Origin of the sequence: Roseovarius tibetensis (genome assembly GCF_050896375.1) — a bacterium.
GTDB lineage: Bacteria > Pseudomonadota > Alphaproteobacteria > Rhodobacterales > Rhodobacteraceae > Roseovarius > Roseovarius tibetensis.
This window is the reverse complement of the sequence record NZ_JBPBBB010000017.1, coordinates 1-26,262: the sequence shown is the minus strand read 5'-3', so window position 1 is coordinate 26,262 and position 26,262 is coordinate 1. Positions and strand designations below refer to the sequence as shown.

Below are 26,262 nucleotides of genomic sequence, written 5' to 3'. Positions count from 1 at the left end.
CGTCAAGCATTTACGATCCTTGCAATTTTTGGTCCGTGTGGCGCCGAAAGCTCGCTGGTTTAGGCAACGCCTATGGAATTCATCATTGCAGGCGCAATCGTCTTCGGCATCATCGGATTTTTCATCGATGGCGGCAAAGGTGCGCTCTGGGGGGCTATCCTCGGCCCGTTCGGGTTGATCATCGCCGCCATCCTGAAGGGGAAATAGCTATCGACCCCGCTCGAGCATACAACGGAGACGCGCGCGGACGCCGCGAGGCAAGGCAATCGCGGTCAAAGGTCCAGTGCGCCGCGCTCGTTTACAAAGGTGGCGATTGCACTCAGCTCATGTGGTTGGCCTGCACCGTTGGCGCGCAGCTCGTCGAGTGCCGCATGCGCCTTGGTGAGGGTCATCCATTCCGTCTCCGCGACATCCGGCGCTGACCAGCGCCCTCGCAGCCAGGCTTGATACTGCGCGCGTTCGTCAGCCGAGAGCAGTTCGGGCGCATGAAACGCCACGAGGCGTCGGCCGAGTTGACGTAGTCGCGGGTCTGAAATGCTGGCAACGATCTCCTGGCGCCGGGGCCAGTCCGCGCGCTGGAACTCTTTGAGCAGCGCCTTGTCAGCGTGGCTGTAAAAGCCGCCATAGATCTGTTTCTCGACGGGAGGGGTGGGTGCCGCCGGATCCTCGGGGAAGCGCGCGGCCAGAGCCTGCGCAACCCGCGCCCGGAACGCGGGCGCATTGGCTATCACATCCGCCCGCTCCGCCTGGAGTGCGCTGGGCGCCGGCATGGAGAGCAGGGCGGGCGACTTGTTGATCGAGAATGACCGGATGAGTTTGGGGGTGGCGTCGACGGCGTCGAATAGCTCGGGGTCGCCAGAATTGAGCCAGTCGGCCGGATCCGCTGCATCCAGATCGAAAAACGCCGCCTGGTTCGGATTGCTGGCCGAGGTGCCGCAGAAGCAGCCGACCGTTGCGCGCGGCAGGCCTCCACCGAAACGCTCGACAAGCGCCATGGGCTGGAAGATCTCGAGGCTGGCTCGGACATGGGTCTTGTCGCGGTTGGCCAGCAACTCTGTCCAGAGTGCCGGGGCGCGCCGGGCGATCTGGCGGGCGATGTGGATGGTAGCCTCGACATCGCCAAGCGCGTCATGCGCATTGTGCGCGGCAAAGCCATTCAGCGGCGCGATGCGGTCCAGCTTGAAACGCACCCGGCCATCAGCGTCGACCGGCCAGTCGAACAGATCGGGCTGGCGATACCAGACGGCATAGAGCGCCGTCAGCATATCGAAGCGTGTGTTGCCGTTGAACTGCGTAGCAAAGACGTCGGGTTGCAGGTTCTGGTAGAAAGCCTGGCGCAGCATTTCCTCATCGAAGCGGATGCTGTTGAACCCGGTCCAGATTGCCGGCGACCAGCGCTCAATCAGCGCGCCGATCTCTTGTGTAAACTCGAAGAGTGTTGGCAGGGCCGGATCCAGCAGCTGCGCCGGGCGCACGCCAGTCACCACAAGCGCCCACGGCGACGGAATAATGTGCGGCGCGATGCGGCAGCGCAGATTGACCCGCTCAATCTCCCTGAAATCATCATCCGTCAGAATGGCGGCGAATTGCAGAGGCTGATCGAACGCGGGCGATATTCCGGTCGTTTCGAGATCGTAGAAGGCGAAGGTCATCAGGTGACTTTACTCGTCATCGACGCAAGCGTCATCCACCAACGACAGCTGACACCCGCTTTCGGCACCGCCGGCCTCTTCTTTCGGAGCCATATCTGTCGAAGGCCTTACCTGATTTTCGCGATCCTGGCCTGCAGACGCGCCAACATCTGAGGATCCGCAGACACATTGGTCGCCAGCCTCTCCAGTTCCCGTTGCGCCTGCTCCTCTTGCCCGGTCCGCGCACTGGCCGCCATAACATGACCGACGGCCTCATCGATGTCGAAAGGGCTTGGCTCATACCCGCGTGCGGCCAGCAGATGCGCGATGGCATGCAGGCCAACCTGCGCGGCAAAGGCTGGCTCTTTGATGGCAAAATCGCGTGCGGCGCGGATCAGCGTTGCGGGTGCCGCGTCACGGTGCGCGGCGCAATCAAGTGCGATGTCGAAGTATTTCGCGGTCTTGGCCGCTGCGAACCACTTGCCCATGGACCCGTGGCTCTCAATGAGGTCGTTGAGGATTCGTCGTGCGTCCAGTTCCGGATAGCGCTTCACGAGATCGCGCCACATCGCAAGATAGGTGTTGCCAGCGGCCGAGGGCAGACCGAAGCGGCGATAGGCCTCTTCCTCGCGTCCCTGACGGTCAAGTATGCGCTCGCAGAACCGAGCGATCTCGTGGTGCCACCATTGCCGCCGGTCGTCTTTCAGCAAGGACTCGGCGAACGCGAGGGCCTCCTCTTCGCGCCCTTGCCTGAGCAGCGATTCCGCCCCGAACCTAGCGTCGAACCAGAGCAGCGTTTTCTTCAGCGCCAGAAGCGCCTGCAATTCATCATGGCGCCCAGCCTCGAGCAGGCAGGAAAGAGTCAGGGTGGCTGATGTGACATGAGCATAACGCGTGTGATCAGACCAGGCCGACCGGATAAGCTCGAGGTCGCGGTCGGCGTGCAGGTTCATCAGCGCGGGGAAAGCAGCGATTTCACCGAAGCGATCGGCAAGTGGTGCCAGATAATCAACACCGTCATCAGCAATCGCATCGCGCAGTTGCTCGAGCCATTTCGCGCGGGTCTTCTCATCGGCAGGGGCGTCAATCAGGATCGGCAGCAATTCCCCGAGCGTTCGGTTCACGGCATTGCCGAGTGCGCCGGACGAGGTATCGATATGCTCGAAGGCAGGCCATATGCGCTGGGCAAGCGCGATCACACCCTCAGCCGCCGTTGTCGGATCGGTCCGCGCGACAGCGCGGATCTCTGCACTGGCCGATTTCAGGCGCGCAATTGCCTTGGCCGAGGATTTCCAACTATAGGCGCCCGCACGCATCCCCGGCTTGAACGCCCATTTGTGTGTCGCCCTGACCGCCATCTACAACCTCCCCGCCATGCGCAGTGCGTTCTCCTCGACAGCTTGCGCGGTCTGCGCAACATATCCGGCGCTGGCGTTGGGCAGAGCCGTCACCTCGGCCGTGATCTTTACCCTGTGCGCCACCAACGCATCGACGAGCTGCTGCACTCGGTTCTTCACATCGGTGGGCCGATAGCCGATCTCGCGCGCAATGGCCTCCCAGTGCCGTCCTGCGATCATGTCAGGCGTGCGCTTCTTTCCAGCGATATTTTGGGCATAGGACTGAACCACACGCGGCCACGAGAGCACGGTCGAGACGTCATAAAGCGGTGCCAGGCTCGGGCCGGCTCCCACAGGCAGGAGCAGGGAATAGTTCTTCGCATGCGCGTCGGTATTCGCAACGAGGATATTGAAGATCACCTGATCGAGGAGTGCCAGGGCGTCGGTTGCGCTAACGTGGCGACCGGTTTCGAGGAGAGTTTTCAGGTCAAGACCGCGCAGCGTGCCCCGCTCGTATTTCCGCCCCGGCGGCAGGCCATTGGCCTGGGCAAAATCTTCCTGATGCACGCGCAGCAACTGACCACTTCGCCCCAGCCTTCGATCATAGCGCAGAACGCCGATCGCCGTGCGCTTCGTGGATTGCAGGATTGTCACCTGAGCGGCATCAACACCGATGGCTTGCGCCATCAGCAGACACCAGACCTCATTCTCGGTGATGCCGGGCAGATTGGGGTTGTCTGGCTTCACGATCAGCGTGGATGGCGCCCCGTTCAGGGGGATGGCCAGCATATCATCCCCCTGCGGCAGGCGCAGTACCGGCGCACCGTCCGGACCCAGAACGGCCAGCGCCGACTTCTTCTGGCCCCCTGCGAGGGATTGCCGAACCCCCTCTTCGCCAACCAGAAACGGCCTTCGCCCGAGATCCTCAAAATGGCGCTCCAACGCCTCCTGCGCATCGTCGGTACCGTAGAACGTCGTCAGCGGCGTGTAGGACCAGCGGCTGCGATCGCCGGATTCCCCGAAAGACAAGGCACCCGCAGTGTCCCCGCCAATTTCCCGGAGCACCGCCAATGCATCAGCCTGACCCAGACCGAGCGAGCGGGCCAGGACTGTCAACTGCTCCTCTTCCGGCAGAAGGTTCGCCAGCCATGGCGAGATGGCTTCAGAGGGATAGGGCGCTGGACGGAGCGGCATGGTCACCGAGAGCGGAAATGCGCCCGCTGTCTGAAGCCAGCGGTCAGCGTAGTACAGAGAGAGCGCCCCGTCAGGTGCCACCTCGATCTGCCCAACCTGGAGCGCATCGAACCAGACCGGCACCGTCGCGTTCATTGGTAATCCCCGAGATCATAGCCCTGTCCTGTCGAGGGATTGCCCTCGATTGCAGTTGCACCACGATCGTCCAGTAAAACAGCCAGCGGGACCCGAAGCGCCCGGGCGATCCTTGCAATCGTTGTGACCCGTGCATCGCGCTTGGCTGTCTCGATAAGGGACAGCGCGGGTGCGCTGATGCCGGTCAGGCGCGCCAACTGGTCTTGGCTCAAACCCTGTGCGCCACGCGCCTCACGGATGCGGCGCCCGAGGTCGCTGAGCAACTTGTCTTGTTCAGGGTTGTACTCGGGCACGCGCGACACCTTACCGCTTTCGATAAAGATAGAGCGTTCACGCACAAAACTCAAGCATTCTTATCGTTATGGGTAAGATGCCAGCTAAAGCTGCTGCGAATGTCGGTTCTTACCGATTTCCGTAAGACAGAACCAACGGCGCGTTAAGAGCCGATGCGATCATGACCGCGAATGCCGCCGAATGCACGCCGATGCGCGTGAACGCCTGCCAGTGCCGTTTTTCTGGTCCGGTGTTGATGTGGCGTTGATGTAAACGCGCAAAACGGCTGTGGTATCAATATACCATCAGCCATGCATCTGATTTATTTGGAAAATTTGGTTGCGGGAGTAGGATTTGAACCTACGACCTTCAGGTTATGAGCCAAAACATTAATGATTCCAATACTTTAATAAAACCAATGACTTATCCGATAAGCCTTTGATTTCGCGGATTTTCGAACCTGACATTGACCGACATTCACCTGTTTCCACCGCCAACAACCCTCGCAAAATGAAATACGCTCGTTGACATGGCGTTGACATGCATGAACGCTTGGCAGCTCGATCGAGGATAATCGTTTTGCCATCGCCCAGCGGACTGTCGTTCTCCCGAACGGCGCGCCCCGCTCATGCACTGATCGGGCCTCTCGGCGTAGGGAGAACTCGGAAGACCCATCAACACCACGGCCTAGGCCAACAGAGACAAAACCGCGGATTTTAGGTTGTATCCGTGCGGGAAAAGGAGTGATCAATTCGCTCCGCAGCACTTCTTGTACTTGCGACCAGATCCGCAGGGGCACGGGTCGTTGCGTCCGATTTTCCGAGACGCAGTCGGTGGAGGGGCCACGCTGGCGGTGGCCATCGACGGTAATGGCTCCGCCTGCCGCTGTGCGCTTGTCCAGGATTGAATATTGAACACGATGTTCGCAACGAGACTTGGCACGTCGGCCGTGATCGCCGCTGTCTGCTCGTCGGTCAGTTCACTAGTCCCGTCGGTCAAGGCAGCGAGTTCGAGTATCATGCCGACCGACATTCTCACGTCCTGCGACGGGTTACCGTCCGCCGCCTCGGCAATGTCTGCCCAGGCATCAGGGCGCAGGCGCATGGCGCGCTCAAAGCCGCTTACCCAAGTTTCCCAGTACGGATCATCGTTCCGTTCGTCGTGGTCATAGACCGGGGAGAACTGCTCATCCGGAGGTGACAAGAGGCTGACCACGTCGTTGTAGTGCTCCATCATCAGATCGAGCGCGTGTTGCAGCTCCTTGGCACTCTGAAACTCAGGCGTGCTGCCATCACCGCCCCAGACAATCGGCAACCACTCGCTCGGCAAAATCATGTCCGGGCCGATGACCAGCGCTGTGCAGAAACCGTCAAACTCCGCCAGCAACATGCCGTCGTCTTCGTCGGTCATCTCCGCAAGTAGCCGGTCGAGTTCGGAGAGGCGTTGGTCTGGGGTCATGCGCTACTAATACTGCCGCTTGCGCTTGGCGGCCACCAAGTCGGCCAAGACGTCCACGACACCACCTTCGACGGGGTGATGTTCAACGCAGCACTTGCTCGGGTTGCCCAAATGACGGCTCTCAAGGATGAGGCTTGTGCCACCAAAGAGATCACGGTGCAGTACTATGCGGTAAAAGCGGCGCATGTTCTGTGCGGCGTCTTCTCTGAGAAGGCGGACATGGTCGAGGAATACGTCAAGCTTCATGTCGTAACCTTTATCTTATTGCAGCGTGAGGTCAAAGCGCAAAGCCAAGGCTTCGCCACTCAGAATATCTTGCGCGAAGACTTCCTGACAGATACTATCAGATTAAGGCAGTCAGCCCATTGCGGACGGTCGATTGGGCCGCATTCGGCGAGGTCGCTTTGCCTGAACCGACTTTCGATAACGGCGCGAAGGCAGTAGCGCCGCCAAGGGGCAGCAGTGCGGGACTGACCGGACGAAAAGAGGCAAGCTGCGGGGCCGGTAGCAACTTTCGTCAACGGCCCCAGCGCCTGACTATATCGGGAAGCTCCGCTGCATTGTCGCTGTCTTCATATCCAGCCGCAATCATCATGATCCAGAACCGTGTGATTTCCTCCACGCCGTGGCCGACCTTGACCTGCTCACTAGGATGGTACAGTACAATTTAGGTAATATTATTAGTCGTCTGGAGTATTTCGCGCAAACGAAGGATTGGTTAGGATGTCCTGATGCAGTTTTCAGGTGTTGGTTATGCGGTTGTGCTACTTGCTGCCTGCTTGGCGCGCCCGGCGATCGCGCAGGGCGCGGGCTGTGAGGGTTTCCTGACCGAGGCATTCTTTCGGTCGACCCCGCCCGCGCGCGTGCTGACCTGTCTGATGGAGGGTGCGCGCGTGGAGGCGCGCGACGATGACGGCAACACGGCCCTGCATCTGGCCGCCGCCTACGCCCAGGACGCCGCGGTGACGCGGGTGCTGTTGCAGGTGGGGGCCGATGTAACCCTCAGGAACGCGGCCAACCGGACGCCGATGCACATGGCCGCAGCGCATTCGATGGACCCGGCACAGATCGTGACGCTCGCTGTCTGGGGCGCTGAGGTGGACAAGGGCACGGTCGATGATGACTGCTGGCTCGTCGAATGCACGACCTCACCGCTGCACCTCGCCGCGCGGCGGCCCGAGGCGGTGGAGGTGGTCACGGCCCTGCTGGCCGCCGGCGCCGATCCGAATATTCATGCAGGCAAGGACCTCGCGGATATTTCCGGGGAATTGACGGAGGACAGATATCTGCCACCGCTGCATCTCGCTACACGGCACGCGGGCGTCGAGACGGTCGCCACGCTCCTTCAGGGCGGCGCTAAGGTGGACGCGCCGGATAATGGGCGCAGGAAGCGAACCGCGCTTCATTACGCAGCGGCGCGCAAGGATGGCGGGCGCAAGATCGTGCAGGCGCTTTTGGATGCCGGGGCGTCGGCCGATGCGGCCGATTTCGAGGAGAACACGCCACTGATGCTGGCCGCAAGCCGCAGCTCTGATCCCAATGTGTTCGCGAGGTTGCTGGACGCTGCCGACGAGCCCTGTTCGAAAAACGCTACAGGGATTACCGCGCTTATGTATCACAATGAAAACATGGCACTCGAGCAGGGCGACGTCTACTGGGGCTTGCATGACAGATGCAGAAAATAACGATCCGCGCACCCCTCCGTTCTGACGCGGAGAATACCGGATGAAATGGCTCTGGCGGCTTCTCGGCATCCTGCGGCGCAGCTTCGTTTTGCTGGTCGTGCTCGTGATGTTGGCGTTCAACGTCGCGAGTTTCGCCGTGCCGATGCTGGCCGGGGTAGTGAGCGATGTGGCACAGGCCGTGTTCGGGCGATCCGTGGTCGCGGAACTCGGGCAGCAGGTCACGAGGCTGCAATCGGAAAAGAGGATTCTTGCCGAAAGCAAGACGCAACTTCAGGAGCGCAACCGAAAACTTCAGGCGCGCAACAGAAATCTGGACGCCGATCTCAAACAGACTCGGGGCAAGCTTAGGACGACCCGCGCCGGGTTGCAAAAGGCCCGCGTGGCGCTGGGCAAAGTGGACAACGCGACCAGCCGGATCGCGCGGAGGGTGATCCGAGGCGCGGGGCGCAATGTCGCGGCGATCCCGATGGAGGCGATCCCCCTCGTCGGCGTCGCGACGGTGGCGGCGGTTACGGCGCTCGACGTCAAAGAAGCCTGCGCCACCGTCCATGATATGCAGAAATTGCGCGTTGCGAGCGGCATCGACGAGGCGCCGCAGGACTGGGCCGCGCAGGTCTGCGGGATGTTCTCAGGACAGTCGGTGCCCGCCGTGTGCGACATGACGATCGGTGAATGCCGCGGTCATGCACGCGAAGTGCGTGCGGAACTCGGGGACGAGATGGGCGACGAGATCGACCGCCAATGCGATGCGTTGATGAGGCCCGACCCGGAGATATGCAGGCCGCCCGGACTCGAGGCGTTGGAGATCGAGCCGCCGGAGCGGTGAGCGGCTGGTTTTTACGTCGCCCTATGGCCGGCTTTCGCTCCGCCTTTGACGCTGTTTGTGAACTTCATCGGCGCGGGGCCGCCCCCCGTCTTTGCAAAGCTCGCTTCCTGCAGCACTGCCGCCGCTCAAGCCCTTCGGTGATCTCACGGTTCTGACGAAAAGCGTCAGTTGACGGCAGTCAGCCCAAAGGGGACCATCGTAATCCATCTTTACCTATGTATCGGATGTCGGCGCTGGAGCGTATTGGCGGTATCTGAAACCTAGACGCCTGAAGGCAGCCCCAATGGCTTCCGCCTCAATTCCGAGCGTTCGCAAAACATGGAAACGCGCCATCGCACAAAGATTATAATTAAGCCATACAATCTCCTGATAATCATCAACAGACAAGTCTACGCCTCTACCATGTGAGACATCATTCCTGATTTTTTTAATTCTATCGATATCAATGCTTCCTTGAAAACCGCTGTCTGACCAGTTCTGCTGCAGGCGGCCAAGGCGTTCAGCCAAGGTCAAGCGATTTGGTTGGCTTCTTGTAAGTTCGTCCAAGGTATTAATGTCACTATCATCACCATGGTCTTTTACAACTTTTCTTAACTTCTTTCTGGCTGCCCTTACGTCACGCGACGACCCGCTTCCATTGACCTTGATGTCAAAGTCTTCGATGCACCCTACTAGCTCACTAAAATCGCTTGCAGACAGTTTTTCTGGTTTTTCCATCCGAAGGACCATATTCATCAAATAGAACAAGTCATCAGACTGTTCGGATGTAGCATTCAACAATTCTTCTGCGGTGAGTGCACAGTTATGTCTCACAAAAAGTGCATCATACCACTTTACGTGATGTACTTTGCTCTTGAAGATCGGGTGGAAGAATAGCTCGGCCGTGACCTGCTCGTCCTCTCCATTCCATTTTCTCGTGTGTGTGGTGTTAATCTGATATGGATTTTGAGCCATTCGGCATCCAAGTAAGAACGAAAACAATGTGTTCACCCTCCAAATCCATGCCTGAACAGTGGCGTAGTCGACTGGACTCGGGAACTCAAATTTCAGAAATGTTCGCTGAACTACCTTCGTCACACCTTCCTCGTCACGTGTTTCGACAAGGCTTCGAACCGTTGCGTTTTTCTCATCATTAAGCGTGAACTTTTCGTGCGTAGGATGGTCAATCTCGACCGATGCTGTAGGGAATGTATTTTCTTTCAGATGCTCATAGTCAGACTTAACAAGTTGAGGCGCATACCAGGCACTGAATGCTGGCATGTCCATGTTTAAGGCTGTGAAGCATTTCTCGTTTGGATCTTCGAGATTAATGTTCTTTAGTACGGCGCTCGCCAATATACGTGACTTGGCTCTCATTACAGGCGTGTCCACGCCGATACTGCCACCACCCTGCGATTGAACCCACGGGTCAATGATCGTCGTTGGGCGCTGATAATCAAGGTAACCAGTGATGGTTCCTTTTTCACAACAGGGAGCGTCAGAAAAGTTCCCACTATCCAGATGGCAAATGGCTTCAAGCGTGATGCCAGTGTCTTCGCTAAACTTTAATTTGCCAGGCCATATATCATCGTCGCAATGTCGGTTCCGAATAGCAAACCATTCTTCAAACCCTTCTAACATAGACACCTGCTCCCAGCTTCATCCATAGACCGCGGCACAATGGCTAGTGTCTTACGGATAACTTTGCAAACGCCGCTTCCTGCGCATTGCGGACGCTCGAACCTATCGACCCGGCGGGGTTCCTGACAGAATTTGTCAGATGACGGCTGTCAGCCCAAACGCGACATTCACAAAATTTGTAAAGATAAAGCCACCTTGTTAACATTCATCTGACTCGAAGCGGAATGTCGGATACGATCACTTTCTTTTCTGAGTCTTCTACTTCGAGCTCTTTCAGAGCATCGACAAAGGCCATGTAGCTTACATAGGGAAACTCATTTGGTCCAACAATCACCCTATCTAAAAGTGAGGGAATGTCTGCACCGTATAGTCCACTCTCAGGTTTATTTGCCAATTTCAACTTGTATACGCCCTGGGGCACACCGTTGAGCACAACAGTTTTCTTTGTCATTTCCGGACTTCTTTGCTCTGAAGGTCGATAAAATATTCTCCACTCCTTCTCTTCGGAAAATCCCGGATGCTTAGTAGCAATTGCAAATCGAAAAAGCATTTGGTGAATGTATACGACAAGCTTGTCTTGTCCCATATCCTTCAAATAACTTCGATTGATAAGGATAGAGTCTGTAATTCCTGACAAGTATTGAGTCAGCCCATTTTCAGAAAGGTAGAGCACAGGGACAGAATAAACGCCAAGCAAATCGGTGACTGCAGTCATCGGAGTATTATTTAGAACCAGCGCAGTGTCACCATACGCGCGCCACATTGAAAGCCGACCCCGTTCATCTTCCGATGGATCATGAAGAGATACGCAAGCTATGTACGTCTCTAGACGCCAGTCTCTCTCCCAGCTAGACAGTAAATCATCTGCTTTTTGTATTGTCCCAGAGAATATGTCTTCGACGGACTCCCTAAACCTTGCTCCTTCGGGGCCAGAGAACACACCACGTATCAGATTAAGGCCATATCTTATTTCGGAGAAATCATTCATCACTGTGGCGTTTCTAAACCAGAGCTCCTGATTGCAAAGAACCTTCATGGCAGTATCAGCCGAAGTATAATAAACAAATCTCTTGCCATCGGCGAGCACAGCCGAGCGCTCTTCGACCAGGCCAGGATTGAAAATTTTGTTGAACTTTAAGGCATCTTCATCGAGTTCCACAGTATTTCTCACAGTTCGAGTTTACACCATCAGAGCCTTCCACCGTTACCTCGATGTATCGAAGTATGAATGACTTTGCAAAGACGGGTTCCTGCGCAAAGCCGCCGCTCGATTAAGCGATGGCGCCTCCCCTGCTGTTGGAGATCCTGCATCCTCATCCCCACCGCACCGCCTGAGGGCCGCCCCTCCGGCACGAAGCTCTGACCGCCAACATTGCTGTATCCCCGCGCGAATCATCGCCGCCGACCGCCTCATGGAGGCACGCTGATGCGGTCATTCTGCCATCCGGCCACGAGCTCGCGCAGTGCTGCAGGCTCGATCACCTCGACGGCCTTGCCCCACTTGTAGAGATGCCAGGCCATTTCCACGAGGCCGCTTGCCTCGAAGGAGACGATCAGCCCGCCATCCTCCTGTTCGACCATCTCCTGGTTCGGGTGGAAGGCGAACTCGCGCGCAGTGGCCGCGGCCGCCGGGTTGAACCGCCACACGACGCGAGAGACCTCTGCATCTGAGTGGAACGACCCGAAGGATTGCGCCGCATAAGCTTCGAGGTCGAAATCCTTGTCCTTCTCGAACCACTCCAACGTGATCTCGGCCTTGGAGATACGATCCAGACGGAACCGGCGCAGTACGTTATCTTTGGCGGGATCGCGCCCGATCATGTAATGTCGCGTGCCGAGCAGCAGCCCGTAAGGTTCGATGACACGCCGGCGCGGCGCGGCATCCCGCGCGCCCTGATATGACATGATCATCCGATACGGTCCTTTCAGCGCCGCGGCGATGATGCTCATGACGACCGGCGAGGTTTTCACCTTGGGGCCGGGTCGGCAGGCATAGCCCTTTGCCTCGAGGATCGCCTCGGCATCGGCTTCCGCCCGGCGCGCATGGGGCGCGGGCAGCGTCGCCACCAGACGGTCGCGCAAGGCTTGCAACGCCTCCACCTCCGAATGCGCACCTTCCCGCTCTGCCCGCCTGATGCTCATCTCGAGCGCGACAAGCTCGTGATCGTACACGCCCTGCATGCCCAGCATGCTCGTGTCGCGAAGCTTCCACCATCTTCGTCGATCGCTGTCGACATCATGATCTAGGCTCGGGAAAATCTCTTTCAGGGCATAGACCATGCGCTGGGCCGTGCGCTCGTTCACAGCGAACTCGTTTGCAATGTCATTCACCGTGATGCCCTGATGGCGCGACGCAGACATGCGCGCCAGCTTCAACAGATCCTGTGCCTTGTGAAACGACATGGCGGCCTCCTTCTATCCCCGACAGATTATGACGTAGCCATTCCCATATACTTAGCCAGAGGGCGATTCGCCTAAAGGTTGTTGTCTGATCCGGGTGTTTGCCGGCGGCGCACACGGCGCCGTCGCCATGGCATGCCTCGGTCGGCCCCAAGCCTGGAAGCTTTTCCCTCGCAGCATCCCGGGTCGGCGTCTCACCTGGCTTAGGTGGCGCGCCGCATCCGCACAGGACGAGAAGACGAGAAGACGAGAAGACGAGAAAAGGAGGTAAAATGGCACTACCACCCAGAGCATTTTTCACGCTGCACGAAACCGCGTCCCGCTGGGGCTGCACGATCGCCGATATTGCGGGCTGGGCCGCCGAGGGCAAGTTTGACATCGTCACCGGCATACCCCTCGCGGTTTGTGACGACGAGAAGGTGTCTGGCAAGATCACACTCTCACCCATGGATATGCTGCCCCTCTTCCGCCGCAGCGGGACAGGGCCGACCGCCATCAAGCTTCTGAGGATGAAGCCCGAGCCTGGACGTGACTGGGCGTATGTCACCGAACCGGCTGATGGTGTCGAAGTCTCGATCGCGGATCTCCTGATCAGCGGCGAGGACGTGCTGCGCTTTGAAGACGAATACGACCTAATGCGCCGCATTGGCGGCGGCACGGGCGCCCTCTCACCCTATGATTGGGAAGGGATGTATGTGGCCATGATCAAGCGTATTCATGAACATGGCCTGCCCGCGACACAGGCTGAGCTGATCGGTGAGCTGCAGGAATGGTTTGCCGACGTGGCCGAGAACGGCGAGGTCCCCGAAGAGAGCACCATCCGTCGGCGACTGCGCCCGTTCTGGCGCGCCCTGCGCGGCGCGGCCTGAACAAGCGCGCAAGCTCAGGCGCGCTTCGCATTCGCATCCACATCAGTATCGGAATTGTGCACGATCTTCGGTCGTGGCCGGAGCATACCGGCCACGGCATCCACCCCGGCGCGCAGGGGCGAGTCCATCAGATGCGCATAGCGCAGGGTCGTCTGCATCTGGCTGTGACCGAGAAGCTTGCCGATCATCTCGAGCGACGCCCCACCGCTGACCAGCAGCGACGCGAATGTGTGGCGCAGGTCATGGATTCGGACATCGGGCAGGTCCGCCTCGCGCTGGACAATTTTCCAGAACCGGCGGATTTCCTTGACGGGCTGGCCCGGCACATCGCCGGGAAAAAGCCACGGGGTCCCTTTCTGCACGACAAGCCCGCGCTGGCGCACGATGGCCGCAACATCGGCCGAGATCGGCACCCGGTGGATCTTGCGCTGCTTGGTGGTGTCTGCGGGTTTCGACCAGAGGCCGAGCTCGAGGTTGAACTGCTCGAACCGCGCCTGGCGCACCTCGCCCACACGGGCGCCGGTCAGCATGCAGACCCGGATGATGCCCGCGGCGCGCTGATCCTCGGCCGCGTCCAGCACCTCGGCCAGCCTGCCGATCTCCTCGTGGGACAGGAAGCGTTCTCGCGCGGTCTCGACCCGTTTCTTGAAGCCTGCGGCCGGATTTTCCGTGCGCCAGCCCCACTGGATGGCGAGGTTGAACATCTTGCGCAGCACTTCGCCCACGCGGTTGGCGCGCACAGGTGTTGGCTTTGCGCCCTGCAGCTTGCGCGCGCGGTTGTTGGGCTTTGCCTTAGAGGGGCGCGCCCGCCCCTCCGCGATGATGTTGAGAAGCTTGGCCACATCATGCGGCGTGATCTCTGTCACCAGCTTGTTGGCCCAATGCGGCGCGACCAGTTTGGTCAGCATCGCACGCTGATCGGCGGCGTTGACCGGGGACAGGTGCGGGACATGCTCGGCCAGATAACGGTCGATCATATCCTTGATCCTAGGAGCCTCCCGCAACGCGCCGCGTTCGCCCAGCGGATCACAGCCACTGTCGATCTGGCGGCGCAGTTCGCGCGCCCGCTCGCGCGCCGCCATCACGCTCCATTCCGGCCAGCGCCCGATCGCCATGCGCCGCTGGCGCCCCGCATAACGGTAATCGAGCACGAAGGATCGCGCACCCGAGCGCAGGATGCGGATGGACAGCCCCCGGATCTCGGTATCGAAGACCTGGTAATCCCGATCCTCTTCCGGGATCTGCTCGCGCACCGTCTTGTCGTTCAATCGCAGTCTCTTGACCATCTTCACGCCTCCTGCTGCGCATGACACAGGCGTAGATGCGCAGGCGTATCAAGCGAAGCATGCGAGCCTGACCGGCACATAGGCAGTGACCGGCGGTGATGCGCCAAAAGGCTGCCGGTCATTGATTTCATGGTAGAAATCGAGGGCGTGCGTAGATCGCAACGCGTCAGGCTGGCGGAGAATCGGCCCGCTTTATCTCAGTGAGGCCAGTGCCGGGATCATGCGGGGAGGCAGAATAGTTCCCGATCCCAAGCCGGATCTGTAAATTTCGTTTGAAATCAATAACCGGCAAGGGTCCGGACCCCTTGCCGGTTGGCTCAATGCGTGCGGATGCCTGCCAATATCCGAAAAACACGGCGAAATCCTGTAAATCAGCCATACGCCGCGGCGTTCGGGGACGTGCGACGCGGTCCTCACACGCGATCGGGCACCACGCGCACCTTGCGTTGCAGCATCAATTTTCCGGAAAATCCAACGATATCAATGACCGGCAGGCTCCGGGCGCATCACCGCCGGTCTCTGCCTTCCCGCCACCCCTGCGGCTCTGCGTTTCTGAAGTCCTGACCCTTGCCCATGCCGGGCGATGAACAGGAGAAACCAAATGACAGAAACAGCAACGCCCCCCCGATCCAGCAAACCTTCCCTGCTGAGTGGCTGGATCAGCCGCCTTGATCTTGCTTTGGAGCTCGGGGTCACAGTCGAAACTCTGCATCGCTGGGAAAAGCTGCGGTTCGGGCCGCCCTGCGTGCGGGCCGGTCGCAAGATCTATTACCGCCGCGAGGCGGTGCAGGACTGGCTCATGCAGCAGGAAGCGCCCGCTCCCGGGCGCCGGGGGGCACGCCGATGAGCACCCCCCTGCCCTTCCGCAAACAGCGCGGCGCCCGGGCGCGCCGCGACGAAGCCCGCCAGGACTGGATCGACGCGCGGCTGCGCGAGGCCCGCATCGTGGTCGCCGACATGGTTCATCACTCCGATCACATGGTGCGGCTCGCCTGCAACGTGCTCGTCCGGCATGGCCAGACCCCGGAAGAGCGCGAGGACGCCCGGCTCCTGCTGGTGGTCCTCGATGCGAAATCGCCAGGGCGCGCCGAACGCGCCCGGCCAGACCGGGAGGGCGGGCGATGACGCGGCGCAGAACCCCCGAGGCAGACTTGCAACGCGCTGTCGTCAGCGCCCTGCGCTTCGCCCTGCCGAAGACGGCCATCATCCACCACTGCGCCAACGAGGTGACCGAACCCGGGCCACGCGGCGCGAAACGCCAGGCCATCCTGGTCGGCATGGGCGTCCATCCCGGCTTTGCCGATCTGATGATCCTCAGCGACGGACGCGTACTGTTTCTGGAGCTGAAGGCCCCCAAGGGCCGGCTCAGCCCCGCACAGGCGACGTTTCGCGATGCGGTGCAGGCACAGGGCTTTGGCTGGGCGCTGGTGCGCAGCCTCGACGACGCGCTGGGCGCGCTCGCCGATCATGGGTTCACGACGCGTGTCGTGCCACAGGCTGACGCCCGGCTCGCGGCAGCCCGTTCAGCGCGGAGGACAGCCCCATGAGCCATGCTGCTACCAACTGGGCCATCCAGCAGCGCGGGCTCAAGCCAACCGCCAAGATCGTGCTCTGGCATCTCTGCGATCGCTTCAACCCCGATTACGGATGCTTTCCCTCGCAGAGCCGCCTTGCCCATGATTGCGAAATCAGCCGGTCGACCTTGAATCTGCACCTGGTCCAGCTCGAGCGCGCGGCGTTGCTGCGCCGCGTGCCCCGCATCGATCCGGTCACCAAACGCCAGATGGCCACCCGCTACATTCTGGGGTTCGAGCCGGGCTTTACACAACAGGAGCCGGACCCGTGTCCGGAAACCGGACATGGCCCCGGCGACGCGGGCGGCGCCTGCGATGAGGGCGCCGATACCTCTACCGATGCACAGGATCCGGCCGAGCCGTGTCCAGATTCCGGACACGGGAACCCCGAAAGACCCGTGTCCGATTTTGGCGCCGACCCGTGTCCGAAAAATGCCCCGACCCGTGTCCGGAATTCGGACACTAACCCTGTAAGGGAACCTTTAAGGGAACCCGTAAAGGAGGAGGACGCGCGAGCGCGCGAATTCGATTTTGATCAGTTCTTTGCAGAGCTGCTCAGCGCGCTGGGCTTTGCCCCCAAGGCCACACTGCCATCGTGGTGGCAGGGCTGGCCACCCCGCGAGCATGTGCGCCGCTGGTGCGTCGATCTCGGGCTCGACGCGGGTACGATCCTCGCGGTCGCCGAGGAGAGCCGCCACAAACATCCCGAACCGCCGGACGGGCCCAAGGCGCTCGATCGCGCCATGCAGCGCGCCGCCCAGCGTCAGGCGCAGAAAGGATCCGGTTCCCAGAAGGCCGAAGAGCGCGGCAGTGGGCGCAGGCTGCGCGGAAAAGCCCCCTCCGGCCCGCTGCCAAGCGAGGACGAGCTCGCGGCCTTCTATGCCGGGATGGTGAACTCCGATGAGTTCCTGCCCGCCAACATGATCAGCACCACCATGCGCGACGCCATGCTGGCCCGCGGGCTGGTCACGGCGGACCGCCTGCGAGCGCGAGGTGTGCTATGAGCAGGGTCGATCGCAGGCTGTCCAGGACGCCGGCCCAGCGCGGCGCTCGTGACAAGCTCAAGGGTGCCATGTCCATCCAGCAGGCGCTGGAATGGGCCTTCGGCGTCGAGAAGGCGCAGCTGGAGCTGCCCGAGCCCTCCGATCCCGAGCGCGCGCATCGCTCCGGCTTCGGCCTGGAATACCTGCTGATGCAGCAGGCCGCGCTGGGCTGCAAGGTCGATGGCGGGCGCTACAAGATCGGCGACGACACCCACCCGGATGCCGAGGTCATCGCCGCCACAGTGGCGGGCCTCCCCGAAAGCCTCGGCGGCAAGCGCATGGCGATCCGCGTGGCCGAGCTGGCCCGGGCCGGGATGACGCCGGACTGGATGCCGGGCGCCGTGCCGCGCTGTGTGCCGGTGGAGACAAGGCGCAACAAGCATGGCGAGCGGGCGAAAACCGTCGTCGTCGGGACCGCGCGCATTCGTGTCAGAGGCCCAACACCTCGCGGCAAATGGAAAACCGTCGAGATCCTTGCCTGTCCGGTGACCTTCTCACCGCATCCCGAACAGATCGAGGCCGCCCGAACGGCCTACGACGACTGGTGGCAAGCGCTGGGCTGGGTGCGAGACGGGCTAATCGCGGGCGGCATGTTGCGGGAGATCGAGGTGAGTGGCGCGATGCCGAAGGTCAGGCCGTGGAAGCCGAGGTGAGCGTCCGGGACGACACAATTAATCCGGGAATACTTGGATCCTTCGATGGTTCCCGAGGTTGGGACGCAACCCAAAGTGATTCTTGACATACACCTATTTCCTGCTCACAGGCTGTGCGAACTGTTGTTTGATCTGCGAGGCACATGGTTCTCGCAAAGATGGCGTCTGCCACCCACGGGAACCTCAAAAAATCGCTTGCCATGAATTCAATTAAAGAGCCGATCACTGCCATCGACGATGTTTGCCGAAGGCTCTCCGAAGCCGTAGATGCGCATTTGGAGGGAAGAGGGGATGGCGCCGACGCAAGCTTCCGCGCAGCTGATTGCCAAAAAGTCTGGGCTTGGGTGAATCCATCTTGGAGCCGACCTGATCTCAACGTTCGAGTCAAGGCACCAAAAGGTGATACTGCACCAGTTGCCAAATCGTTGCGCGACCCGGATCGCAACATAAAAGCGGTGATCCGCGGTGAAGTACTCGCTCGTGACGGGTACAGGTGCAGGTACTGTGGCATACCAGTCGTCAGTGCCGAAATAAGGAAGCTAGCGCATCGCCTCTATCCTGAGGCTGTTCGATGGGGCGGGATCGATCCATCGACCCAACATGCGGGCTTTCAGTGCCTTTGGCTGCAATATGATCACGTTGTGCCGCACAGCCATGGTGGCCGCTCGACAGCGGATAATGTGGTCATAAGCTGCGCTCTCTGTAATTTCGGCAAGGACCGCTATACGCTTCAACAGTTGGGCATCGAGGATCCGCGGCTGCGCCAACCGGAACCCATAGATTGGGATGGTTTGGAAAGGCTTAAATCGTCGACCGAAAAGCAACCGCACGTTTTGAGCCGTGGGCTCGCTAAGGAATGGCAAGTGGATGAGGGGCGGACAATCATTCCCAAAACCACGACGCCTCCAGCCTTTCTTCAGAGCACCGCCTATTTTCTGCCCGGTGCGTGGATCAGCAAGGGCTATGTCTATACCCCGGAGATTGCCGGAAAAGAACGTTGGTTCCAGATATCTGACCAGGTCTCTGCGAAGCACGTAGAAAGGGATGGGAAATCCGGCGTTCAGCTGATCTGCACGCCTGGGGTGCTTTTGCGGAGGGGTATCGAGCCTTCAGGTCTACAGGATGCAGACAGTTAGCCGTCGCGAACTGCTTTAACAAGGCTGGTGCAGCCCGCTATCATGGCGAGGGGCGCCTAGCTGTTGATCTGACCGAGCGGGTCTTGCGAGGTCGCTTGGTTGGCATCATAGATTATATAGCGTTACGCGACAGAAGATCGTACGCCCGCGGATGATAGCAAGCAGCCCTCGCGTTGGGTGAATGAAGTGACCGCATTCTCGATCGAACTGACACGCTGTGATGCCGTTGGTCGGGGCAATTCCCCATCAAAATTGGATACACTTGGATTGTAGATTTCGATCACGCATGATGGCACGCAAAGCTACATTCAATACGTGGTTCACCTCACGACCGGCAGATCTGACATCCGCGTCGTGTAGCGCGGACTTCGATGATCCGCGCGCAACTGCCATGACCGGGACATGCCCTCGCTCGCGAGCACCATGGCCTTCTTCCCGAACCGCTCGTTCACCGCGTCGAGCGCGCGCATCAAGGCGGGTGAGCCGCGCGGCGCGTCAAACAGCGTCCTCGGCCGGTCCTCGAGCGGCAGGAGATCATCGAGTATGACACCCGCCTTCGTGAACGCATAGGCATGGGTCCCGCTTTTCGGCCATGCCGCCAGGGCGCAGCGCTTCGCGGCCGCGACCAGCTCGAACGTGTCGGATGACATCGGCACGATGCGCGTGGTGCGGGACCCGGCATATTGCGGCCGGTCCGGGCGGTGCCTGTTCGTATGAAAGAACACCGTTATCGTGCCGGCCACGAGCCCGTGCCGTCGCAGCTTCTCCGCGGCGCGCGTCGCATGCGCGGTGATCGCCTCGAAGAGCGTGTCGAAGCCCGTCATGGGGGTCCCGGCCGAGCGTGTGACGGCCATGCCTTTCCTGCGCGGCTCCACGTCATCAAACGCAATGCAGGGCTCCCCCTGCAGCTCCAGCACGGTGCGTTCCAGCACGACCGTGCCCAGCGCACGCGCCTGGCGCGGCGGCATGTCCCTCAGCTCCGCGGCCGTGCCGATCCCCAGCCCATGCAGCTTGGCTTCGGTCCTGCGGCCGATGCCCCAGATGTCGCCGACGGGGACGAGCGGCAGAAGCCAGTCGGCAAGGCCTGGGTCCATCATGTCCAGCACGCCGGCGAAGATCGGGTTCTTCTTGGCGATGTCGTTGGCGCATTTGGCGAGCGTTTTCTTCGGCGCGATTCCGACCCTTACCGGCACGCCGACCCGCCGCAGCACGGCGCGCCGCATCGCCCGGGCATGCGCCACCCGGTCCCGGAACCCGCCGAAGTCGAGAAAGCACTCATCGATCGAGTAGATCTCGACGTTGGGCGTGTAGTCCTCATAGACCGCCACCACCCGGCGGCTGATATCGCCGTAGAGCGTATAGTTCGAGGAGAATACCCGGATCCCGTGCGCCTCGACCTTGTCGCGGATCAGGTGCAGCGGCTCGCCCATCCCAATCCCGAGAGCTTTCGCCTCGTCGCTGCGCGCCACGGCGCAGCCGTCATTGTTCGACAGCACGATCACCGGCACGCCCTTCAGGCTGGGGTCAAAGAGTCGCTCCGCGCTGACATAGAAGTTCGCGCTGTCGCTGATTGCGATCGGGCGCGTCACGCCAGATCATAGCGCCGCACGACACCGGCGATGACGCCCCAGATCTCGCTGTCCTCGGTCAGCTCGATATCGGGAAAGGTCTCGCGGCTGTTGGCCGTTGCGAGGTAAAACTTGCCGTCCCGCTTGCGCAGGATCTTCGCGGTGACCGCACCGTCGACAACCGCGAGGACGGCGCGCCCGAGGCGCCGCTTCCCGGCCCGGTCCACCGCGATGATGTCGCCGTCCCGAATGCCGACATCCCAGAGGCAGTCGCCTTCCACACGCCACCAGAAGGTCGAGGACGGGTGCCGCACGACCCACGCGATCGGGTCGATCTCATCCTCGAGATCATCCCCGGCCGGCGACGGGAACCCCGCACTGGCGCGCGGCAGACGCAGCGGGATGGGCTGGCCTCCCTCGAGGACAGGAGTTTCAATCGGATAGACAGGCATCCGCGAATCCTTCTGTGTTCATGCTATGTTCCAACATACATCCTGCACCCGGTCCCCGGCTGTCAAGCGGTGACCCGAAGGCCTGCGGTTATCCGGAAGCGCCCAGACCGCCCCGATCGGACTTGAGCCCCTCGCCGCTCTGGTGAATCACCATGCGCTCGGCCGGAAAGGGCCGGATCAGCGCGAAGGCTTCATCGGGGGTGCCGGTCAGCCACTGCTCGTAATCGTCGGGATCGAGGATTGTCGGTGAGCGATCCGGGTGGGTCTGTCGGGTCAGCGCGTTCGGCGTCGTCGTGACCATCGAGGAGGTGATCATTTCACATTCTTCGCCGCCGCCGTAGTTGCCCTTGTAGTGGCGCCAGATACCCGCGAGGGCGAACGGCGGTCGATCCTCGTCCCCGACCACGCCGAACCACACATAGGTGGCCGGGTTGCGCCCCTTGGGCTCGCAGTAGCTCGTGGCGGGGATCAGGCATCGCCGCTCCTCGAAGCTGCTGGCCCAGAACCGGGAATTGCGCAGCTTGTCGTCCCGCGCGTTGTTGACCGCCTTGGGCTGGATCGGATGGCCGGTCTTCTTCGAGACCTGGGGCATCACGAACCCCCAATGCGCGTGCTCCAGCCAGCGTGCGCCGTCGGGACCAACCCCCACGATCGGCGACATGGTCTTCGGGAAAATGGCCGGCAAGGGCTCGGCGTTGCCCAGCCGGTTGTTCGCGGGATCCACCACAAAGAGCCGGCGCATGGCCTCGGGCGGCATGGTGTTGGAGTAGAGATTGCACATGGCTGCGATGATAGCTCACCGATCAGCATGAAGCATTCTGAAAAATCACCTGAATTCAATGCGAGACCAGACGACGCGCTGGGCAAGCTCATCCCAGGGTGCTCAGCGAAACCGACGCATGGCCCTTGTCATCGACGCCGAGTACCGATGCCGATGCGGTCAGCGGCCCGCTCAAATGGCCCTTGTCATCGACGCCGAGCACCGATGCCGATGCGGTCAGCGGCCCGCTCAAGTAGCAAACCGGTCATCCGCTCTGCTGATGTCGAACGGCGGCACAGCGCAGAGAGTGACCTTTGCAAAGTCGGGGCCGCCGGGCTCGATTTTGACCCAATCGACCCAGTACTGACGTTCGTTCAGCGCGCGTCTAACTATCGCTCCCAGCCTTTTCTTGACGTTCGCAGCGCTTGCGTTCAGCATCTTCGTGCAACCCAAGAGGTATGGAGAATGCTTTGATCGCTTTAAGCTGTTTGTTTCTGAGGCTAAAATTTTGAGAATATGCCATCTAGAAGTCCGTAACTTCCGCGGCATCAAAAAAGCGGAAATACTCTTGCCCAATCACGCTGTGCTGATTGGCGACAATAATACCGGAAAAACATCATTGCTTGAGGCGATCGACCTTGCCCTAGGTCCGGATCGTCTCAACCGCATGCCCCCCATCGACGAGCACGATTTCTATCAGGGCCGCTATCTGCCCCCCGAACCGGTAGGTGAGGACGCGGGCGATGGTGAAGAGGGTCCTGCGAATGGCAAAATGGAAGCTGCCCCTGAGGTTGAGGGGGCACCCGATGAAACTACAGAGGCTGAGGAAGCGCCGATTATCCGCATTGACGTAATCGTCGTGGACCTTAACGACGAGCAAAAAGCGCATTTCGGAGATGCGATAGAGTTTTGGGATAATGAACAGTTCAAACTCTATCAAGAACCGAATCCTGAAGGCGTAGACCCTGCGCACATCTCTGAGGCCATACGCGTCACATTTCGTGGTTGGTACGAGCCTGAGGAAGACGATTTCCAGGGGAAGACGTACTTTACGCGTAGCCTGACGGAGGGCGAAAGCGGGCAACCCTTCAGAAAGACTGACAAACAGCGGTGTGGTTTTCTGTATCTTCGCTCGCTCCGCACCGGCTCGCGCGCTCTTAGCCTCGAACGCGGCAGTTTGCTCGACATTATTTTGCGGCTTAAGGAACTGCGCCCGCAGATGTGGGAAGCCACGCTCTCGCACCTCTCTGAGTATGACGTTGCCAGCGATCCTGCTCTCGGCATTACGGGCGTCTTGGAGAGCATCAATGCCTCTCTCAAAAAGTATGTGCCGAAGGAGTGGGGCATTCACCCCCATCTCAAGGTTTCCAACCTCACCCGAGAGCATCTGCGCAAGGTCATCACCGCGTTTATCGCGACAGGCGATGGCGACCATGCCGCTCCTTTTTATCGGCAAGGAACGGGAACGCTGAATATGCTCGTGTTGGCGATGCTTTCTCAGATCGCCGAGGACAAGCAGAACGTCATTTTTGCCATGGAAGAGCCCGAAACGGCGATACCGCCCTATGCACAGAAGCGCATTGTCCACGAAGTCCGGAAGCTATCAGCCCAAACAATCTTCACGTCGCATTCCCCATACGTGCTTGAAGAATTTCAAACCGAAGAGACCATTGTGCTTCGCCGTGATACTCATGGCGCTCTCGGCCAAGCTCAGATTGAGTTGCCGAATAGCGTTAAGCTAAAGCGCTATCGTCAGGAATTTCGTACCCGTTTCTGTGAGGGATTACTCGCCCGCCGTATATTGATTGCCGAGGGTGCGACGGAAACACAGTCCTTCCCGGTAGTTTGTAGGCGGTTGGCCGAACTTGAACCGGAAAAATACGCTTCTCTAGAGGCTCTGGGCATATGCATCATCGATGCGGGGTCTGACACGCAGATAGCAGACCTTGCCAAGCTCTATGCGGGCCTCGGGAAGCGCGTTTTTGGCCTGTGCGATCATCAAGACCCAGCTGATGAAGCAGCTATTAAAGCTGAAGTAGAGGCCTTGTTCATGCATGGGGAACACGGCTTCGAAGACCTGGTGCTAAAGAACACCACGGAGGATGCCCTCAAACGCTATTCAGCAAGCGTTACGTGGCCGCCGCATCTTCAGCACAAGTACCCGAGTCCTGATGATGATATTCACAAGGCAACGGCCGAGTTATTCGAATGGGGGAAAGCAAACTGGGTTTCTGCGGACTTTCTAGCTCAGTGCAGTGAGGCAGAAATTCCGGAATGGCTTCGACAAAAAGCCGCAGAGTTGAAGGAGCTCTGTGATCCTCAAGCAGCAGCGGATGGTGACGCGGAGAACGGTGGCGATGCAGGGCCAGACCTAACTGTAGCGGCAGCGGCCGAGCATGGAGCTGACTGAGAAGCAACGCGAGATTCTCGCGGCGGACGGTCATCTCCTGGTCACTGGAGGACCGGGGTCCGGAAAAACGACAATCTCGATCCTCAAAGCCGCGCAGGCGGTCGACGAAGCCCTGGGCTCTGGGCAGCGCGTTCTTTTTCTTAGCTTCGCACGCGCGACCGTTTCCCGTGTTGCAGAAGCTATCCAGTACGAGCATCAACTACCGTCTGAACAACGTAAACGGATCGAAGTCGAAACGTATCACTCTTTCTTTTGGCAGATTATCAAAAGTCACGGCTACCTGCTAGGCCTGCCGCGCCATCTATCACTTCTCCCTCCGCCGGCTGAGGCCATTGCCCTTTCTGCCATCAGAAACGAAATGGGCGCTGATTCAAAGCTGGGTGATGCGGAATTGGCCGAGAAGCGGGGCCGCGAAGCCGCTGAACGCGAGCGGCTCGCCATGAAAGAGGGACGTTTGTGCTTTGACCTGTTTGCCCGCTACACCGGACAGGTCCTCCACGGTAGCCACCGCATTCGCCAACTCGTGGCCAATATGTTTCCCGTAATCGTCCTCGACGAATTTCAGGATACCAATGCTGACCAATGGTATGTGGTTCAAGCCCTCGGGGAGCATTGCCGGTTGGTTGCACTGGCTGATCCGGAACAACGCATCTATGATTTTCAGGGAGCCGACCCAGAGCGCCTAGATCACTTTCGTGATGCGTTCGCGCCGACTGAAATTGATCTCAGCGACGACAATCATCGAAGTGCCGGAACGGAGATTGCGCTGTTCGGAAATGAGATATTGCGCGGCAGGTTTACGCAGGAAAAGTATGTTGGCATTTGCCGTTTAGGCTATCCACCAAACGGCGACCAAGCCTTCACAGAGCTTGTTACCCGCGTTTACAAGGCACGCGAACGTTTGGTGAAGAACGGCAAGAAGGATTGGTCGCTGACTATCCTCGTGCCAACTAAAAAGATGACCCGTCTTGTCGCCGACAAGCTTCGGGAGCCACCTGCGGGCATGCCACCTGTACCGCACTCCGCTGTTGTAGAGCTCGAAGGTGCCATTCTGGGCGCAGAGCTTATTGCTTTCTTATTGCAGCCCCCGTCAGCAGATCAGGATGTCGTCCGATTCCTCGATCTTCTTTGCAACTATTTTCAGGGGAGGGGTGGTGACGATCCGGGACAGGGCGATCTGCAAACAGCGCAGAATCTCCGTGATGCATACGCCGATTATGTCAAGCGGCTGGCGGAAGGCAAAGCCATCCGCGGTAACAGTATTCTCATAAAGACATTTGCCACTTATGAGCAGGCGCGAGCCCTTGCCTTAACCGGTGATCCTGACGTGGATTGGCGGGCAATGCGTGCTCTGCTTGAGAATGGAGAGTGCTCCCGCCTTCGGGGGCTCGCTCACGAGGTGCGAAATTTGCGGTTGCTGGATCGAGGTACGCGGCTTCGCCATGGGTTGGCGGAGGACTGGCGGACGAATGGCGTTTACGCCAACGCGCTATCAATTGTGCAGCAGGCCTTCGTTCAAGAGCATTTTGCTACAAGTCAGAAGCCCGAAACCGGCGTCATCGTGATGAACATGCACAAGGCCAAGGGCAAGCAATTTGATGAAGTGATTATCTTTGAGGGGTGGCCTCGAATTGCAAAGGGGAAGATCGTCGCAAATTCGGATCGCATCGTGCGCTCTAATGATCTCGAATACGATGATGATCAGGCGCGACAGAATTTTCGTGTCAGCGTGACGCGTGGAAAACTTCGAACTACGATCCTCACACCGAAAAATAACCCCTGCATTCTGTTATTCGATCAAAAATAATGCTTGCATATCCCGCGAATCTTTTCGGAGTTTTAAAAGGCGGATGTTTTTTGCTGCAACGTGTTGCGCAGGGCAATCGCAGTTGGGGTCACGTCTCGACTAAACCATTGAGAACCCTGCGAAGGAAGTCGTCATCCCAGCCAGC

26 protein-coding genes are annotated in these 26,262 nt (G+C 59.6%); 12 read left to right on the top strand and 14 right to left on the bottom strand.

Annotated elements, in window-relative coordinates:
* Positions 1-72: 72 nt before the first annotated feature.
* A complete protein-coding gene (locus ACROSR_RS12115; RefSeq protein WP_336420492.1) occupies positions 73-207 on the top strand; it encodes a hypothetical protein in 135 nt (44 codons plus the stop codon).
* Positions 208-272: 65 nt separating this feature from the next.
* On the opposite strand, the gene ACROSR_RS12110 is transcribed toward ACROSR_RS12115, so the two are convergent.
* From ACROSR_RS12110 to ACROSR_RS12085, 6 genes are all read right to left on the bottom strand, one after another.
* On the bottom strand, positions 273-1,652 hold the full coding sequence (locus ACROSR_RS12110) for an exonuclease domain-containing protein (protein ID WP_432685387.1): 1,380 nt from the start codon (positions 1,650-1,652) through the stop codon (positions 273-275).
* Positions 1,653-1,759: 107 nt separating this feature from the next.
* Positions 1,760-2,830: a hypothetical protein gene (locus ACROSR_RS12105; RefSeq protein WP_432685386.1), complete on the bottom strand. Its 1,071-nt coding sequence runs from the start codon at positions 2,828-2,830 to the stop codon at positions 1,760-1,762.
* Between the two features lie 159 nt (positions 2,831-2,989).
* Entirely contained in the window at positions 2,990-4,297 is a 1,308-nt protein-coding gene (locus ACROSR_RS12100) for a HipA domain-containing protein (RefSeq protein WP_432685385.1), read from the bottom strand.
* The gene (locus ACROSR_RS12095; RefSeq protein WP_432685383.1) at positions 4,294-4,590 is read right to left on the bottom strand and encodes a helix-turn-helix domain-containing protein; all 297 of its coding nucleotides are present in this window, start codon (positions 4,588-4,590) and stop codon (positions 4,294-4,296) included. The genes ACROSR_RS12100 and ACROSR_RS12095 overlap by 4 nt, the downstream gene beginning before the upstream one ends.
* Before the next feature lie 727 nt (positions 4,591-5,317).
* Entirely contained in the window at positions 5,318-6,028 is a 711-nt protein-coding gene (locus ACROSR_RS12090; RefSeq protein ID WP_432685381.1) for a UPF0149 family protein, read from the bottom strand.
* 6 nt (positions 6,029-6,034) lie between these two features.
* Positions 6,035-6,274, bottom strand: a complete 240-nt coding sequence (locus ACROSR_RS12085) for a WGR domain-containing protein (protein WP_432685379.1) — start codon at positions 6,272-6,274, stop codon at positions 6,035-6,037.
* 533 nt (positions 6,275-6,807) lie between these two features.
* On the opposite strand from ACROSR_RS12085, the gene ACROSR_RS12080 reads away from it, so the two are divergent.
* Together ACROSR_RS12080 and ACROSR_RS12075 are read left to right on the top strand one after the other, a co-directional pair.
* Complete coding sequence (locus tag ACROSR_RS12080; RefSeq protein WP_432685377.1) at positions 6,808-7,713, top strand: ankyrin repeat domain-containing protein; 906 nt, start codon at positions 6,808-6,810, stop codon at positions 7,711-7,713.
* Positions 7,714-7,753: 40 nt separating this feature from the next.
* Complete coding sequence (locus ACROSR_RS12075) at positions 7,754-8,539, top strand: hypothetical protein (protein ID WP_432685375.1); 786 nt, start codon at positions 7,754-7,756, stop codon at positions 8,537-8,539.
* Positions 8,540-8,752: 213 nt separating this feature from the next.
* Here ACROSR_RS12075 and ACROSR_RS12070 read toward each other — a convergent pair whose 3' ends face one another.
* The 3 genes from ACROSR_RS12070 to ACROSR_RS12060 form a co-directional block, all read right to left on the bottom strand.
* A complete protein-coding gene (locus ACROSR_RS12070; RefSeq protein WP_432685373.1) occupies positions 8,753-10,159 on the bottom strand; it encodes an ApeA N-terminal domain 1-containing protein in 1,407 nt (468 codons plus the stop codon).
* Between the two features lie 205 nt (positions 10,160-10,364).
* Complete coding sequence (locus ACROSR_RS12065; protein WP_432685371.1) at positions 10,365-11,318, bottom strand: DUF2971 domain-containing protein; 954 nt, start codon at positions 11,316-11,318, stop codon at positions 10,365-10,367.
* Between the two features lie 251 nt (positions 11,319-11,569).
* Complete coding sequence (locus tag ACROSR_RS12060; protein ID WP_432685369.1) at positions 11,570-12,562, bottom strand: helix-turn-helix transcriptional regulator; 993 nt, start codon at positions 12,560-12,562, stop codon at positions 11,570-11,572.
* Positions 12,563-12,831: 269 nt separating this feature from the next.
* Between ACROSR_RS12060 and ACROSR_RS12055 the strand changes: the two genes are divergently transcribed.
* On the top strand, positions 12,832-13,428 hold the full coding sequence (locus tag ACROSR_RS12055) for a hypothetical protein (RefSeq protein WP_432685367.1): 597 nt from the start codon (positions 12,832-12,834) through the stop codon (positions 13,426-13,428).
* Positions 13,429-13,442: 14 nt separating this feature from the next.
* Here the strand turns inward: ACROSR_RS12055 and ACROSR_RS12050 are convergent, their stop codons facing one another.
* A complete protein-coding gene (locus tag ACROSR_RS12050; RefSeq protein WP_432685365.1) occupies positions 13,443-14,714 on the bottom strand; it encodes a tyrosine-type recombinase/integrase in 1,272 nt (423 codons plus the stop codon).
* 601 nt (positions 14,715-15,315) lie between these two features.
* Here ACROSR_RS12050 and ACROSR_RS12045 point away from each other — a divergent pair.
* The 6 genes from ACROSR_RS12045 (at position 15,316) to ACROSR_RS12020 (ending at position 19,120) form a co-directional block, all read left to right on the top strand.
* Positions 15,316-15,561, top strand: coding sequence for a helix-turn-helix transcriptional regulator (locus ACROSR_RS12045; RefSeq protein ID WP_432685363.1), 246 nt, complete (start codon positions 15,316-15,318; stop codon positions 15,559-15,561).
* Positions 15,558-15,839 carry a hypothetical protein gene (locus ACROSR_RS12040; RefSeq protein ID WP_432685362.1) on the top strand — a complete coding sequence of 94 codons (282 nt, stop codon included), beginning with the start codon at positions 15,558-15,560 and terminating at the stop codon, positions 15,837-15,839. The genes ACROSR_RS12045 and ACROSR_RS12040 overlap by 4 nt, the downstream gene beginning before the upstream one ends.
* A complete protein-coding gene (locus ACROSR_RS12035) occupies positions 15,836-16,261 on the top strand; it encodes a VRR-NUC domain-containing protein (protein ID WP_432685360.1) in 426 nt (141 codons plus the stop codon). Before ACROSR_RS12040 ends, ACROSR_RS12035 begins: the two co-directional genes overlap by 4 nt.
* Positions 16,258-17,292, top strand: a complete 1,035-nt coding sequence (locus ACROSR_RS12030; RefSeq protein ID WP_432685358.1) for a helix-turn-helix domain-containing protein — start codon at positions 16,258-16,260, stop codon at positions 17,290-17,292. Before ACROSR_RS12035 ends, ACROSR_RS12030 begins: the two co-directional genes overlap by 4 nt.
* Positions 17,289-17,984 (top strand): hypothetical protein, encoded by a 696-nt coding sequence (locus ACROSR_RS12025; protein ID WP_432685356.1) that lies wholly within the window; start codon positions 17,289-17,291, stop codon positions 17,982-17,984. Before ACROSR_RS12030 ends, ACROSR_RS12025 begins: the two co-directional genes overlap by 4 nt.
* 158 nt (positions 17,985-18,142) lie before the next feature.
* Positions 18,143-19,120 carry an HNH endonuclease gene (locus ACROSR_RS12020; protein ID WP_432685354.1) on the top strand — a complete coding sequence of 326 codons (978 nt, stop codon included), beginning with the start codon at positions 18,143-18,145 and terminating at the stop codon, positions 19,118-19,120.
* Between the two features lie 320 nt (positions 19,121-19,440).
* On the opposite strand, the gene ACROSR_RS12015 is transcribed toward ACROSR_RS12020, so the two are convergent.
* From ACROSR_RS12015 to ACROSR_RS12000, 4 genes are all read right to left on the bottom strand, one after another.
* Positions 19,441-20,709 carry a Y-family DNA polymerase gene (locus ACROSR_RS12015; protein WP_432685352.1) on the bottom strand — a complete coding sequence of 423 codons (1,269 nt, stop codon included), beginning with the start codon at positions 20,707-20,709 and terminating at the stop codon, positions 19,441-19,443.
* A complete protein-coding gene (locus ACROSR_RS12010; RefSeq protein WP_432685350.1) occupies positions 20,706-21,140 on the bottom strand; it encodes a LexA family protein in 435 nt (144 codons plus the stop codon). The genes ACROSR_RS12015 and ACROSR_RS12010 overlap by 4 nt, the downstream gene beginning before the upstream one ends.
* Before the next feature lie 88 nt (positions 21,141-21,228).
* Positions 21,229-21,921: an SOS response-associated peptidase gene (locus ACROSR_RS12005; protein WP_432685348.1), complete on the bottom strand. Its 693-nt coding sequence runs from the start codon at positions 21,919-21,921 to the stop codon at positions 21,229-21,231.
* A gap of 88 nt (positions 21,922-22,009) precedes the next feature.
* Complete coding sequence (locus tag ACROSR_RS12000; RefSeq protein WP_432685346.1) at positions 22,010-22,153, bottom strand: hypothetical protein; 144 nt, start codon at positions 22,151-22,153, stop codon at positions 22,010-22,012.
* A 156-nt stretch (positions 22,154-22,309) separates the two neighbouring features.
* Here ACROSR_RS12000 and ACROSR_RS11995 point away from each other — a divergent pair, with 156 nt between their 5' ends.
* Positions 22,310-24,310 (top strand): ATP-dependent nuclease, encoded by a 2,001-nt coding sequence (locus ACROSR_RS11995; protein ID WP_432685344.1) that lies wholly within the window; start codon positions 22,310-22,312, stop codon positions 24,308-24,310.
* Entirely contained in the window at positions 24,297-26,117 is a 1,821-nt protein-coding gene (locus ACROSR_RS11990) for a UvrD-helicase domain-containing protein (RefSeq protein WP_432685342.1), read from the top strand. Before ACROSR_RS11995 ends, ACROSR_RS11990 begins: the two co-directional genes overlap by 14 nt.
* Positions 26,118-26,262: the final 145 nt, after the last annotated feature.

Bases quoted from the DNA above. Each gene is read 5' to 3' on its own strand.
- ACROSR_RS12045 (WP_432685363.1), top strand. From the start codon at position 15,316: ATGACAGAAACAGCAACGCCCCCCCGATCCAGCAAACCTTCCCTGCTG.
- ACROSR_RS12100 (WP_432685385.1), bottom strand. From the start codon at position 4,297: ATGAACGCGACGGTGCCGGTCTGGTTCGATGCGCTCCAGGTTGGGCAG.
- ACROSR_RS12040 (WP_432685362.1), top strand. From the start codon at position 15,558: ATGAGCACCCCCCTGCCCTTCCGCAAACAGCGCGGCGCCCGGGCGCGC.
- ACROSR_RS12025 (WP_432685356.1), top strand. From the start codon at position 17,289: ATGAGCAGGGTCGATCGCAGGCTGTCCAGGACGCCGGCCCAGCGCGGC.
- ACROSR_RS11990 (WP_432685342.1), top strand. From the start codon at position 24,297: ATGGAGCTGACTGAGAAGCAACGCGAGATTCTCGCGGCGGACGGTCAT.
- ACROSR_RS12075 (WP_432685375.1), top strand. From the start codon at position 7,754: ATGAAATGGCTCTGGCGGCTTCTCGGCATCCTGCGGCGCAGCTTCGTT.
- ACROSR_RS12010 (WP_432685350.1), bottom strand. From the start codon at position 21,140: ATGCCTGTCTATCCGATTGAAACTCCTGTCCTCGAGGGAGGCCAGCCC.
- ACROSR_RS12020 (WP_432685354.1), top strand. From the start codon at position 18,143: ATGGCGTCTGCCACCCACGGGAACCTCAAAAAATCGCTTGCCATGAAT.
- ACROSR_RS12060 (WP_432685369.1), bottom strand. From the start codon at position 12,562: ATGTCGTTTCACAAGGCACAGGATCTGTTGAAGCTGGCGCGCATGTCT.
- ACROSR_RS12070 (WP_432685373.1), bottom strand. From the start codon at position 10,159: ATGTTAGAAGGGTTTGAAGAATGGTTTGCTATTCGGAACCGACATTGC.
- ACROSR_RS12110 (WP_432685387.1), bottom strand. From the start codon at position 1,652: ATGACCTTCGCCTTCTACGATCTCGAAACGACCGGAATATCGCCCGCG.
- ACROSR_RS12115 (WP_336420492.1), top strand. From the start codon at position 73: ATGGAATTCATCATTGCAGGCGCAATCGTCTTCGGCATCATCGGATTT.
- ACROSR_RS12035 (WP_432685360.1), top strand. From the start codon at position 15,836: ATGACGCGGCGCAGAACCCCCGAGGCAGACTTGCAACGCGCTGTCGTC.
- ACROSR_RS12055 (WP_432685367.1), top strand. From the start codon at position 12,832: ATGGCACTACCACCCAGAGCATTTTTCACGCTGCACGAAACCGCGTCC.
- ACROSR_RS12050 (WP_432685365.1), bottom strand. From the start codon at position 14,714: ATGGTCAAGAGACTGCGATTGAACGACAAGACGGTGCGCGAGCAGATC.
- ACROSR_RS12030 (WP_432685358.1), top strand. From the start codon at position 16,258: ATGAGCCATGCTGCTACCAACTGGGCCATCCAGCAGCGCGGGCTCAAG.
- ACROSR_RS12085 (WP_432685379.1), bottom strand. From the start codon at position 6,274: ATGAAGCTTGACGTATTCCTCGACCATGTCCGCCTTCTCAGAGAAGAC.
- ACROSR_RS12005 (WP_432685348.1), bottom strand. From the start codon at position 21,921: ATGTGCAATCTCTACTCCAACACCATGCCGCCCGAGGCCATGCGCCGG.
- ACROSR_RS12090 (WP_432685381.1), bottom strand. From the start codon at position 6,028: ATGACCCCAGACCAACGCCTCTCCGAACTCGACCGGCTACTTGCGGAG.